Origin of the sequence: Taibaiella chishuiensis, from assembly GCF_003014535.1 — a bacterium.
GTDB classification, from domain to species: domain Bacteria; phylum Bacteroidota; class Bacteroidia; order Chitinophagales; family Chitinophagaceae; genus Taibaiella; species Taibaiella chishuiensis.
Genome location: NZ_PYGD01000006.1, coordinates 58,577 through 71,648, shown reverse-complemented (window position 1 = coordinate 71,648; position 13,072 = coordinate 58,577). Strand labels below are relative to the sequence as shown.

The 13,072-nt window shown below is 41.2% G+C and carries 10 protein-coding genes; 2 read left to right on the top strand and 8 right to left on the bottom strand.

All coding sequences use genetic code 11. The features are described 5' to 3' along the window. Positions 1–223 precede the first annotated feature (223 nt). Positions 224–2,500: an SBBP repeat-containing protein gene (locus B0I18_RS15550; RefSeq protein WP_146146762.1), complete on the top strand. Its 2,277-nt coding sequence runs from the start codon at positions 224–226 to the stop codon at positions 2,498–2,500. 55 nt (positions 2,501–2,555) lie between these two features. Further along, complete coding sequence (locus B0I18_RS15545) at positions 2,556–4,769, top strand: T9SS type B sorting domain-containing protein (protein ID WP_106523656.1); 2,214 nt, start codon at positions 2,556–2,558, stop codon at positions 4,767–4,769. A 713-nt stretch (positions 4,770–5,482) separates the two neighbouring features. Here B0I18_RS15545 and B0I18_RS15535 read toward each other — a convergent pair. From B0I18_RS15535 to B0I18_RS15500, 8 genes are all read right to left on the bottom strand, one after another. Continuing rightward, complete coding sequence (locus B0I18_RS15535) at positions 5,483–6,364, bottom strand: HNH endonuclease (RefSeq protein ID WP_106523654.1); 882 nt, start codon at positions 6,362–6,364, stop codon at positions 5,483–5,485. A 1-nt stretch (position 6,365) separates the two neighbouring features. Next, the gene (locus B0I18_RS15530; protein WP_106523653.1) at positions 6,366–7,889 is read right to left on the bottom strand and encodes an AAA family ATPase; all 1,524 of its coding nucleotides are present in this window, start codon (positions 7,887–7,889) and stop codon (positions 6,366–6,368) included. 198 nt (positions 7,890–8,087) lie between these two features. Beyond that, positions 8,088–9,449: a hypothetical protein gene (locus B0I18_RS15525; RefSeq protein ID WP_106523652.1), complete on the bottom strand. Its 1,362-nt coding sequence runs from the start codon at positions 9,447–9,449 to the stop codon at positions 8,088–8,090. Between the two features lie 46 nt (positions 9,450–9,495). After that, positions 9,496–10,002 carry a hypothetical protein gene (locus B0I18_RS15520; protein ID WP_106523651.1) on the bottom strand — a complete coding sequence of 169 codons (507 nt, stop codon included), beginning with the start codon at positions 10,000–10,002 and terminating at the stop codon, positions 9,496–9,498. Between the two features lie 5 nt (positions 10,003–10,007). Further along, a complete protein-coding gene (locus B0I18_RS15515; RefSeq protein ID WP_106523650.1) occupies positions 10,008–10,952 on the bottom strand; it encodes a hypothetical protein in 945 nt (314 codons plus the stop codon). A 310-nt stretch (positions 10,953–11,262) separates the two neighbouring features. After that, entirely contained in the window at positions 11,263–11,922 is a 660-nt protein-coding gene (locus B0I18_RS15510; protein WP_106523649.1) for an ATPase, read from the bottom strand. Position 11,923: 1 nt separating this feature from the next. Next, on the bottom strand, positions 11,924–12,283 hold the full coding sequence (locus B0I18_RS15505; protein ID WP_106523648.1) for a hypothetical protein: 360 nt from the start codon (positions 12,281–12,283) through the stop codon (positions 11,924–11,926). Positions 12,284–12,351: 68 nt separating this feature from the next. Beyond that, positions 12,352–12,852 (bottom strand): hypothetical protein, encoded by a 501-nt coding sequence (locus tag B0I18_RS15500; RefSeq protein ID WP_106523647.1) that lies wholly within the window; start codon positions 12,850–12,852, stop codon positions 12,352–12,354. Positions 12,853–13,072 lie beyond the last annotated feature (220 nt).

Below are 13,072 nucleotides of genomic sequence, written 5' to 3'. Positions count from 1 at the left end.
ATTAGCGGCACATTTTTTAGCTTTTGCTTAAAATGTGTGGTTTCTACCATCCCGGATTTTAAGGTTTCCACCATTGGAATAAAAATATTTACAGGATAGTTTTGTTTTCAGTAAATCGTAACCTAAAAATTATACAAACAGCCGCCAGGCCAGCCTTATATTGGTACCGCATCTACGAAACAATAACCTTTACCTGATTTTTTTTACTCCCAAAAATGCAATTATGAAAAAAATGTATCTATGCAAAAAAGTAGTGTTTGTTGTCTGTCTGCTTTGTAGTGTTTTTCGCTTGTCCGCACAAAATTTTAACCTGGAATGGGTGAGGCAGGTAGGTGGCGGATGCTGGGATGATGGCGAAGAAGATGCTGTGACTGCTATCGCACTTGGCAATTCGGGCAGTGTATATAGTGCCGGATATTTCTGTGGTTCCTCGGATTTCGATCCAGGCGCCGGCACCCTGACCATGACCGCCCTTGGAACCGATGTTTTTATTTATAAGCTGAGGGCATCCGGCGCCCTGGCCTGGGCAAAGCAGCTCCATACCGGGAAGAGGAATATTGCCATTGCTGCAGATCCAGCCGGTAATGTGTATGCTACCGGTACTTTCGGCGGTACCGTTGATTTTGATCCCGGTCCGGATAGTTTCAAACTCAGTTCTTCCGCAGACCCTTCGCTGGGTTATACCGCTGCTTTTATCCTGAAGCTTGATACTGCAGGAAATTTTCTCTGGGCCGGCAGCCTGGGTAATGCCGGCGGCACTGTTTCCGGTACGGATATAGCCATAGACACTGCAGGCAATGTCTATACCACGGGTATTTTTTCAAATACAGCCGACTTTAACCCGGGCATGAATGCTGCCGATACTTTTAAACTAACAGCGGCCGGCATGACGGATATCTACATTTCCAAGCTGACCACAACCGGTAGTTTCCTTTGGGCAAAAGCTATGGGGGGCAGCGGTACTGATGCCCCGGTAGCGCTTACGCTCGACCATAATGGTAATGTATATACCACAGGCAGCTTTAAAAATACGGCCGATTTCGATCCCGGTGCAGGTACTGCTCCGCTCACAGCTACGGGTTATGCCGATGTTTTTTTGTCCAAGCTGGATGCAGGCGGTAATATGGTCTGGGCCAAAGCTTTCCTGGCCGATGGCCTGAGTGATATGTACAACAGGGTCGTGGCTACTGCTATCGCCGTCGATACCGCGGGTAATGTATACAGCACGGGAACTTATGGCGGCACTGTCGATTTCGACCCTGGCAGCCTGGTAAATAACCTGACTTCGACGGGCCCCAACGATCAGTACAGTTATATCTCCAAGCTGGATGCAGCGGGTAATTTTGTATGGGCTAAAAAGAGAAAAGGTAGCAATTTTGACCTGGTATTGGATGCGGCCGGCAATAGTTATGCCACCGGTATGTTCTCCGGGCTTGCCGATTTTGATCCTGGTGCGGGTACGGTTAATCTTGCTTCTGCAGGCGGTACCGACGTTTTTATCAATTGCTTAAATGCAAACGGCGATTTCGTTTCTGTAAAAGGCTTTGGCGGTTCTTCTTATGATAAAGGATATGCCATCGTTATTCATCCCGATGGCAAAAGTATTTATACTGCCGGCAGCTTCGCGGCTTATGTGGGCGGACAGGCAGATTTTGATCCGGGCCCGGGTGCGGTAGTCCTGGTTTCCGCAGCCGGTGGCGATTCCGACGGATTTATTCACAAAATGACCTGCAATAGCTTTGGTACGCTTACCGCTACCGCATGCGACAGCTTCACCTTTGCCGGTACTACTTATACCGCGGGTGGCACTTATACCGGTATCCTGCCCAATGCAGGCGGCTGCGACAGCATCATTACCCTTAATCTTACCTTATTACAAAGCAGCGGCAGCACCATAAGCGCAACAGCCTGCAAAAGCTATAGCCTGAACGGTCAGACCTATACAACCAGTGGTTCCTACGTAGTAGCAACCCTGGCTAATACCGCGGGCTGTGATAGCATCGTGCGCCTGGAACTCACGATCGATACGGTTAATGTCCATGTAACAGAAAGCGGTACCGGCCTGCATGCCAGCCAGGCAGGGGCCACCTATCAATGGCTGGATTGCAATAACCAATATGCTCCTGTACCGGGTGCAAGCCAGCAGGACTTCAGTCCGCAGCAAAGCGGAAATTATGCTGTTATCGTAACTGTAGATGGTTGCAGCGATACTTCCGTTTGTCATAATTTTTCCGGGACCGGTATTACGGATACCGAGCCCTTCGGTTTTACGCGTGTCTTTCCCAACCCGGTTTTTTCCAAACTGACACTTACCACTGCTTTATCGCTGAAAGAAGCCACAGTAAAGCTTTGGGACATTACAGGGCAGAGCAGGGCAGTGTGGACCCAACTCAAAGGCAACCGCTTTATGTTCGATATCCGGGAACTACCAGCAGGTACTTATATCCTGGAGCTTAAAGACGGAGATAAACAGGTTAAGCTTAAAGTAACAAAATTATAATGCCGGTTATGTCCTATGCTCCGTATAGGATTCGCATAATCCAAACCTGATTTTTATGAAGAGTTATCATCCGTTTTTACGGTTCTTATTTTCCTGCTGCCTATTCCTGTGTTGCGGCAGGGCCGGCGCCCAATACGAAAATGTATGGGCCTTGGGTTATAAAGCGGGCATCGACTTCAATAGTGGCGTCCCTGTTGCGATAGAGACTGCGCTCAATAGCAACCAGCCTGTCAATTACCACTTGAGCGAAGGGTCTGCTTCGGTATGTGATGCCAACGGGGCCTTACTTTTTTATACCGACGGTTCTTATCTCTGGGACAGGAACCACAATTTTATGCCCAACGGGCAATGGCTGGCGCCTGTTCCCTTTGGCTGGCCACCTACGGGCATTAATTTTTCAACCACCAATACCGACAACCAGAATTCGGTAATCGTACCTATGCCGGGCGACCCCGACAAATATTACGTATTCTCTAAAACACGTTTTGCATGGCCTTATTATTCCAGGCAATTATACTACAGTGTTGTAGATATGACCCTCAACGGCGGCTTGGGCGATGTGGTGCCGAACCAGAAGTCCATCTTCCTGGATAGTGCGCTGATGGGAGGCATGATCGCCATACCGGGCAACGACTGTAATGTATGGCTGGTTACCCGCAAACAGGATTATTATAACCGGGTGGATTCTTTTTTCCAGGCATTTGAAATAACAGCGGCGGGTGTAAACCACAATGCGGTAATGTCTACCGTGCCTAATAATTTTACCACAGGCGATCAGAGTTATCTCTGGAGCAGGATGGTTGTATCGCCCGATCGAAAAAAAATTGCCGATACGCGGAGCACCAACAACAACAGCGCTATCATCACTGGAGATATGGGCCTATATGATTTCGACCCTGCAACAGGTCTGCTTTCCAACGAAGCCCTGCTGAGCTGGTATAGTCCTTTACCCTATGCCGGGGCAGCCCAGATACTCGGCATTTGCTTCTCGCCCGATAATTCCAAATTATACATGAGCGGACAAGCTTTTTATAACGGGGCCTACCAGTTTCATGCCGGTATTTACCAGTTCGATCTCAGTTCTGGGATACCCGCTACCATTATGGGTTCTATGACTTATATAACAGCAATATATAATTATGATTTCAAAATGGGACCTGATAATAAAGTGTATTATAACTGCAGCAACCATTTTGTAAACGGTGTTGAGATCGTTGATATCGGCAGGATAGAACAGCCAAACCTGGGTGGTATGGCCTGTAACCCGCAGGCGAATATCGTTTCGCTGCTGCCGGGTACCCTGGCAAACCGGTTTTCCAATAACGTGGTACATGCCTTGCAGGATACACTGATTAAAAAATACGATACGGCATTGTGCGACAAAAATACCGGCGCCGGCTGGCAGATTACCGCCCCATCCGGTACACACTATGCCTGGGATGACGGTTCCACAGGTAATACCCGGAATATACAGCAGCCCGGCATTTATTGGGTGCGCTTCCGCGATGCCTGCCTGATCCGTGTGGATACCTATAATGTTGTTTTGCCGGACCTTTCTTTTACGCTCGGCCCGGATTCCATTATCTGTAACAGCACACAGCCTGTCCTGCTCCAACCGCGTATTACGGCCGATAGTTACCGTTGGCAGGATGGCAGCACTGGTGCTACGTTTAAGGCCGGAACCGACGGTTTGTATTGGTTGCAGCTTCGTAAATCCGGTTGTGTGGCGAGCGATACGATCCAACTTAGTTTCCGGGATCTGCGCCAGAACCTGGGCAGGGATACGATGATCTGCCGGGAAGCGGGGGATGGATACCTGTTACAAACACAGCATACCGGTTTAGCGTCCCTGCTTTGGAATACGGGCGCTACAACCGCGGCTGTTAAGATAGCAGATCCCGGCACCTATTGGGTGCAGGTAAGCGATCCGCCTTGTATAGCCAGCGATACGATCCATATTGATATAAACTGGTGCGATTGCCGGCTGATGATGCCTACCGCTTTTTCTCCGAACCAGGATGGCCTGAATGATTACTTTTTACCGGTTCCGCAAAACAACGAATGCCGTAACCTGGTCCGTTATACCTTTTCGATCTATAACCGCTGGGGACAAATGGTTTACCAGGGTCATAACGGCGATGCCGGCTGGAATGGCAGCTACAAAGGGCAAGCCGCCGATGTAGGCACTTATAGTTATTATTTGTCTTATCGTACCAGTGCCAGCCAGCCTGCGAAAACAGAGAAGGGCGATGTTACGCTGATCCGGTAGGGATAAGCGTAAATGATCTCCGGTTCAAAAGCTGATTTTTCAGGACCATAAAAATTAATACCATTCCGTTTCAATGAATGCGTACGCCATTTGGTTCATTCATAAATGCAGTGGGTCAAGGAGGATGCCTATACGTGCAACAATGTGCAGGCCTGAAAAGCTTATTGGATAAGGGTTTTGCTAGTCTTTTAAAAGTGGGCTCTGTTTATGAAACAGTAGTAGAGTGGAAAAAAAGAGATCATAAGTTCGATGTTCCCGGAAAATGAATCTTGCCCTGGCGGGCGAATGTGATCCTGTGAAATTCATTTTTTCTCCCGGTGTCGTGGCGCAGCGAGAAAAAATAGAAAAGAGGTTACACACAGCATGAAGGGCATTTGCCCGTTACGGGAAGACAGGATGATTACATGATCCTCGGATGGGGGAGTCTAAAAGAAATAAAGCTTGCTGCGCGGCTTTTATCTTTTGTCTCTTCTGTCCGAAAAAAAGATTCTGACATTGGTGTCAAAAGAAAAAGCCCACGCTTTCGCGTGAGCTTTATTTTTTTGTCGCCCTGTCTGGACAATTTTCGAACTTATTTTTAAGTGATATGAAAAAGCTAATTGCAATGTCATTATGAAACTAGTCGACTTAAGTTTCGAAGAGCAACAACACGCATATCTATTTATTTCCATCTCTTTGAAAACGTTCAATACAATCTATAACCTTAAATATTTTCATTTTTTTGGAATGACAAATCCACCATTATGAAACCAGTTATCAATAGCTATTGCTGAATACAAAGCGGTCTGCCATGAATTTATAAACGCGACTTTCCTACTTTCGGCTGTTTCTTCCAAGTGACTTTTTACCGCAGCGGCTCCGCCCATATTATATTGTGCTTGGCATTGTCCTTCAAGATTAATTAATTCCAAAGCTGCTTCAATAGAATATAGCTCGTTTAGCTTGAGGATACTAAAATGATTACGTACCCGATCCTTCAATAATGAGTCCCATTTTTCAGGTGGATCAGCAAAAAAGTTAATTGTTGCAGGAGAAGTATGTTTAACTTCCGCCCTAAGCCATAATTCCTTTTCAACATCATCGTAATACGGATGCAATATTTCTTCAGAAGGTTGTTGGGGAAAGCTTGCCCTCAATTCTCCAGTGTTACAACGAATACAACTTGGGACTAAATTAAAAGGAACGACTGAAAGTAAAGGATAATATGCTTTAGGAAGGTAATGATCCATGGTACCCACATTACGATGAAAACAGTAAGGACACTTACTATAAGGAGCTGACAAAATTATTTCATCATAGAGTACTCTGCCGGGAGAATCTTTTGCCGCAAACCCCTTTGTATACACTTCTTTTACCTCATTTATTGTAACTAGGCCACCAAATATTCTTTCTTCTTTTGTGGCTTTATAAACCTTATTTCTCTCAATTAGACATAGCTTATTCTCACGTATAAGATTATCAAATTGTTGGGAGCTGGTAGCGATCAATGAGGCGATTTGCTCAAGACGAGTTTTCAAATCTTGATCACTAAAATCGGTGATACAATTTAAAAATACAGTTTTCGAATCTTCTTTGGGTTTCGTAATTTTTCTCATGTTAACCCTGCTGACCTTTATGGTTAAAAAGTACTTTTGCTATGGAACGAGCTTCGGATCCTAGTCCCTCTTCAAAATCGATTAGCAACTCTTCATAGCTACCGCTGTTTGTTACGGCGTTTGAAATAATTTTATAGAATCCTGAATCCAACACCTCTAATTCAAATATTTCTCTGGTTAATACTCCGACGTTTTCACCGAATGTCTCAATTTGTGGTCTTTCGCAAATCCTCAGATTTCCAGAACGTCTAAATTTATAGGTGCAATCTCTCGATACCTCCTGAACAATCACAGGAGAGTGTGTCGCAATTATTGCAACACCATTCATATCAGTAAGTAATTCAGAAAGTGCCCTAATAAACGAAGATAGCAAAGGTGGGTGCAAATGCGCTTCTGGTTCATCAATCAAGACCAAACTCTTTTCCTGCACTGTTTCAACCAATCTTGAAATAGACAGTAAAATTATTTTATGACCAGAACTAAGTTTTTTAAAAGTTGCCGTTCCTTTTTCCTTGATGAGTTCTTCGGAAAGATCGAGTAATTCAGAAATTTCTATTTCCCTAAAAATCGGATCTGATTGTAAAGCCACTAGCCCCTTCTTCAATTTTTCCTTTTTAAATGAGCCAATGCATTCTAATATACTATCAACAAATTCAGTTTCTAAGTCTTCTAAGTCTTTTATCTTAAAGCCATAAGTAGCGCGATCATCTCTTTTCTTGAGTCCGATATATTTGAATGAAATACCGGTAACATCACTGTAACTATCAAAATATGGCATAGCGTCATCAAAAGCACTAAACGATACTGAAACAACATTTACAAATTCCTCTGGTTCCAACCCTCCAAAATAAATTCTTGTAGAATTGTTTAATGAATTTCCACTCAAGTTACTTAAAATGCTATTAAGGAAGCTTGTTTTTCCAACTCCATTGCGGCCAATTAATACATGAATATTGGAAGGCGGATTTGATTCTGGAGTAATTTTAAAAGACAAATGGCCATTACCCGAATCCGATTTGATATTGGGGGCATCATAAAAAAAATGGTATTTTTTTAGTCTGGTCCCGCCATGAGCGACCCTCCTCAACTGTCCCTTGACTGTTCTTTCGTCAAAACCTCTTAACAATGAAATCTTAGTAACACCTTCCTGAATGGCCTTTTCATAGATTTCAGATGAAAAGGCGATGTCATTGAGGCCTTCTAACACTTGTATGCGGAAGCTTGTTCCAATTGATTCCAATTTTTCGTAAAAATCTAAGCTTGTTCCTAGAGAAAAAAAATTGTCATCCAATTTATTAAATACAGTATCTTCCTTTAATTGTCGTATATCTTCTGAAGCTTGCCCCACCCGGCCTATTCTAACATCTCCAATTTTTTGAGGACGTCCTTTCCCATCTATATATGTCACACGATACAATGTATTAAATCCATAATCATTCCAATCAACATATCGTAATATTACTGAGTTTAGATAATCTGCAACGATAGTATCTCCAGTGTTTATTTTTACAATAAATTTCATCATTCATTTGTTTTACGTAAACTTTAATTCCCTTAATACAAAATCATTTCAAAGTCAACTCAATTACTCCGTTTTTCTATTTTACAACGCTTCGGTTTTTAGGGAGGACGTCACGCGAACACAACAACACAACTAATAACTATTTAGAAACAAGGAAACAGAATGGAGATTTGTTATCATCTTTCTTTTAAAACGTATGATTCAATATCTAAAAATATTAACCCCTTCCTTAAACTCCCCCTTATGTTCAAGCGTATAGCTGCCAAATAATTTAGAGAATACTGGGGATAATTCGATGTAGGCAGCCTTACTTATCTCCTTTGTCTTTTCACGAACGTGGAGAAGGGCTTCATTTTTTATTAATGTTGCTACAGAGCTTTTTAGAAGAGAGAGACCTTCTATATACAATGGATGTCCATTTTTTTCGCCTCTACGAGTGGACAAGTCTTCAAAAACTTTTCTCGCGTTCTTACTAACCTTACCAGTTGTAATTATTATTGTTTTGTCAGCCTTGTACTTAATGCTTCTATACGCCAGTGGATGTGCATCGCCTGCCTCGAAGTTTCTGTCTTTGAGCTCTAAGATCCATATTTTATCCTTGAACTGAACAACGCAGTCAACTTCTTCTCCGTCAACTTCCAAACTCCAAATAATACTTTTTTCTGGAATGCCATTTTCAACAAGTACTTGGGTAACTAAAATTGTCATCCAATGACTACTCAAAGTTAATTTCCTACCCATCGTAGTTAGTGAAAAGCTTTCTTGCAATAACTCATCTTCAAAACTTCTCGCACAATGGGGACAGCTTAGTATGTCCTTGCTAGAGAGTGTTAACTCGTCCATTGATCGAATCATTGCGATTGGAGTAGACTTCTTGCGGCATGTAACGGTGTACATTTTGTCTACTAAACCAAGATTTGTAAGCATCTCGATTTTCTCTAGATAGAAGTCCATTTTCTCGCCTTTAAAGTCAATTTTTTTTATTGACCCTGTCTCTGCTATTCTTAGCAGGATTTCTCTATTTTGGGCATCTGAAAGTAAAACTGCGCCTTTGACTTCATCCTCTTGCAATGATGCATAAGTAAAACCTTTTTCGAATGAGACCTTAGAGTCAATTTTGTTATTTTGGGAAAGCTTATACCATCTCAAATTCATGTGACGCACTTTGCGGCCATCAATATTTGTTTTCAATGCATTGATAAAACTGTTGGCATATTTCGCCAGAAGTTTGGATGCACCGCCAATATGAACACCGATAACTCCTATTTCGACTTTAGATTCCCCAGTCCAACCGGAACCCCGGTTTATAACATAGACGAGGTCGGTATGCTCTAGAAAAATGTCCGCCCTATAGACAAAAGAATCTCTGCCTTGGATATTATAGTAGCTTAACCAATCTAAAACATCTGTATTTAACTTTGTAATGCCAACCGTGGAAAGCAGAGTTAATTTGGATTGCCAAATTGCAGATTTATACCCTGCATCGTTCATCCCCTTAATAACTCTTGTAAAATCTTGCGAGCTAAGATCAATTCTGGCATAGCAATTAATAATTTCAATCATTTTTTTTATGTTATCTCCTTTCTATATTTCTTCACATAAATATTAATCACTGTCTGTTTAAATTTTCAGTTTTCATTACTTTGAATAAGACATCCAAACTTCTCCAAATAGTAAGTACTACCATTGTAACTGCAGAAAACAGCACCATACTAATTATATTGGAATCAAGATTTGCAGAAGATAACCAAATGCCATACAACAACATGACAATTATTATAAATTCAACAATAGCTTTCTTGAAAAATTTAACCACTCTTTCATAGTTTTTCGTATTCAAAAAAAGTTCTAATGCTGACTCTATGTTATGATAATCCCTTCGAGCTTTAATATTTGATTTAAATGAAACGATTATGGTTAAAGCTGCCAAAATAAAGCCCGCTAATGATATGCAAGTACCTATGAGATTCGAAATAAAGTCCATGGCGGATGGCTTGTCTAAATATGCAAATGAGAACACGCCAAATTTATAATCCGCTAAAAAAAACAGGCACGCGACAAATAAATCGGCGGTAATAGCATGATTAAAGTATCGGTCCATTATTTTGGCGTACATACATTCTAAATTTTAATCTTAATTAATTCTTCTCTCATTTTGGGAAGTATGTCCTCAGAAACGATTGCACGTGAGCGAGCTTTTCTTTTCACAGTTATTTCAGTCTTTAGCTTCTCTACTAGTAGATCATATAATTCCATCTTAAAATTTTTATCGGGATTTTCTGCTCGAACACTTAATGTGTCAATTGCTTTCCTAGCGGCCAAGTCACTTTTGATAGATTTTACCACATTACTTATCATATCTTTTGCCTTCGGAATTGCTTGCTTTTTATAATCAAATTTCAATTTTAGTTCTGCATATTTAGGATCAAATAAATCGAAGGTATTCCTTAGAGCAGAGTATAACCCTTGATCCGCATTCTGGATTAAACTAAGATTTGATTGAAGGATTCGGATTTTAAACTCGGAAATATTAGTTCGCTTATCTTCAAGAGCCTTAAGATGATTCTCACTCGCAGAAATCATCAGCACATTAAACTTTGAAGTAGCTTCAAATTTAATGCCTAATAGGCCACAATAATTATTAAAATCTGAAATCTTCGCCCCTGAATGATTATATTCTATCGACATTTTAATTATCTCGCTGCGGTAATCTATAACAAAATGTGACGTTTCTGCAATTCCATCTTGTTCACCAGCGACAATGTCAGTTAACTCATCGCTGTTCATATTGATTATTTGAGGAAAGACGTCAGTTCGTATGCAAAAAAACTTTCCTGTAATAAATTTGTCGGTAACATCAAAAATTACGTCTTTCATGAATAAGACTTTATCTCCAAATTTCTGGTATCTTAAGCTATCCTTATCTTCTGAAAGTTTCGTAATACGGCTAAAAAAGGATCTAAATAAATCAGCATCGTTGGGAGTATAAGTATCTCTAAACTCTATTTCAATCTCGCAGAACAACAACTTTCGAATCGTACTTGTCTGTTCTTCAATAATATCCATAATTTTTTTTTGTAACAAAGTAAAGCGATAAATTTATCTAAACAAGATAATCACCATAATCAGGTGTTTTCCCCTGGTTGTTTTCAGGTTTTTATCTGTTATTTTATTGTGATTATATTGGAATACAAATTTGAGGGATATTTACGCCATTACCTGGCGTATGCTTAATTGAATTTAAAAAAATCGGTAAAGTATACGGAGCATAGTTTGATACATGAAATACTATCAGAATTTAATTTGATTTCAACGGACAGATAACTAGGACCAGGAACACTTTATATACCCAACAGATAATTAATCCACTGAGTAATTACAAACGACGCCCACGCCTCTTACTCAAAGATTGTTTCTGTTCAATTTCTAACCTGGTCCTGTCGAGTGTACGAACAAAATGCTCTGCCCATTTTGGAATATGAATTTGTTCTTTCAACAACTGCCCTTTTTCCGCTTTGCAGACCATGTAAGGCAAGGTCAACTGCTTGCCATACTCTGAACTATGAAGAAGCCAGGTTCTATCAAAAGAAGCACCATATTTTTCCAGGTTCTCCAGGCTTGCTTTATAATTGATTTCGATGTCTGCATTGTCGACGTCGTGCCCTCCTTTGCTTACCCGCAACATCACCCTCTTTATACTCAGTTGTAGTGAGGGAAGACCTATGAAAAACAAATGAGTAAGATATCCTGCTTCTTCGAATTGTTTTACTACTTCCATCAGGGATGCAGACCTAAAGTTTGTCTCAAATGCGAAATCCTTTCTTTTTTCGATGGCTTCATGAACCATGTTGGGGAACCAATTGTCATTCATGGCTTCCAATAAATTTGCGCTACTGATATCCGGAAATTGTAGGCGGCGCAAATTCAATTCCACATCCGGATCTATTACTTTATCAAGAAGGGTCAGGCTACGAGAGAACGTACTTTTCCCTGAGCCGTTGGGACCGGCTATCACATATAGATTAGGCTGGCTCATGTTATAAAGTTTTCAGGATGGTAAAAGTGCGGTTAGTAATGTCGAGTGACACCAACTCTTTCCGGCCATTGGGATACTCACGTATAAATTGATCAAAACCGTAACAGTCCTCGTTTTTATAGATTTCCGGGAGCCCTATTTCACGCGACTTTTGTTTCGCCTGCTCGGCAGCAGGCATTAAATGATCTATAAGCTCCTTATCCGTCATTTCGAAAGGAGGCTTCTTGGTTAGCCTTTCCATTAAGGAATATAATTCGCTTTCCTTATCTACAAAAGGTTCCAAAGTCTTCCAGTCCTTTACAGGAATTAACACGCCTTCTGCACGTTCTCCATCTTCACTCATGATAATCTGTAATGACATAATAAATAGTTTTTTTCAAATTTACGAATCTCCCAAAGGAATGTCAAGTAAAGTAGATGAAAGTTTTGCTAAATTAATTTCTGTAAAAACTTTTTATAAATTGCTATTGTATCACAACAGACATTAAAAACTAAAAATGGAATTGGCTGTGCTAGTGACGAATTATTCTTAGTGAAATCGGGAGTAGGCATGGTAACAAAAGACAAAAAAAGGGCAGCAAATATCGTACGTCCAACCCCAGCACAAAAGCCCACAAAAAATACTTGGATGAACGGCCTCCCCCCAAAGGGTCCCCCCATTAAACCAAGTATTTTTTGCGCCGTCGCTTTGGACGTACGATTCCATTGCTTTCTTTTTTCCGTTTTTCTTTTAAAAATATTTTTAGGAACAGGGCAACACAACAGGATTTTGAGCGGTGCTAGCTTAAGGATGTGGTTGAGACTCCAAGCATGTCCCTGAGCCTTCCCTATCTGCAGGTTTTCGGCTTTGACGATATAGCGTAGTATCTGACCTTGAGGCGGACCGATCACCTGTTGCTCCGTGATCGGCCAGATGTATCGTTGTTTCACAACGAGCTTATGGAGGGCCTTTACTCCGGAGTCGTAGGCCTTAGCCTTAAGTGATTGATTTTTTTTAATAGCGAAGATGAAATCCTATAAAAAACATAGCATATCACGCGCAGAAAATGGCTGTTGTAAGGCTTGCAGATATGAATTATTTGCTTAAAGCAGTAGTATCAAAAAACATAATGGACCGGCGAATTGACTAGTAAATTACTTACGATTATGT

Excerpts from the sequence above, each read along its gene's own strand:
- B0I18_RS15550 (WP_146146762.1), top strand. The coding sequence starts at position 224 with ATGAAAAAAATGTATCTATGCAAAAAAGTAGTGTTTGTTGTCTGTCTG.
- B0I18_RS15545 (WP_106523656.1), top strand. The coding sequence starts at position 2,556 with ATGAAGAGTTATCATCCGTTTTTACGGTTCTTATTTTCCTGCTGCCTA.
- B0I18_RS15535 (WP_106523654.1), bottom strand. The coding sequence starts at position 6,364 with ATGAGAAAAATTACGAAACCCAAAGAAGATTCGAAAACTGTATTTTTA.
- B0I18_RS15530 (WP_106523653.1), bottom strand. The coding sequence starts at position 7,889 with ATGATGAAATTTATTGTAAAAATAAACACTGGAGATACTATCGTTGCA.
- B0I18_RS15525 (WP_106523652.1), bottom strand. The coding sequence starts at position 9,449 with ATGATTGAAATTATTAATTGCTATGCCAGAATTGATCTTAGCTCGCAA.
- B0I18_RS15520 (WP_106523651.1), bottom strand. The coding sequence starts at position 10,002 with ATGTACGCCAAAATAATGGACCGATACTTTAATCATGCTATTACCGCC.
- B0I18_RS15515 (WP_106523650.1), bottom strand. The coding sequence starts at position 10,952 with ATGGATATTATTGAAGAACAGACAAGTACGATTCGAAAGTTGTTGTTC.
- B0I18_RS15510 (WP_106523649.1), bottom strand. The coding sequence starts at position 11,922 with ATGAGCCAGCCTAATCTATATGTGATAGCCGGTCCCAACGGCTCAGGG.
- B0I18_RS15505 (WP_106523648.1), bottom strand. The coding sequence starts at position 12,283 with ATGTCATTACAGATTATCATGAGTGAAGATGGAGAACGTGCAGAAGGC.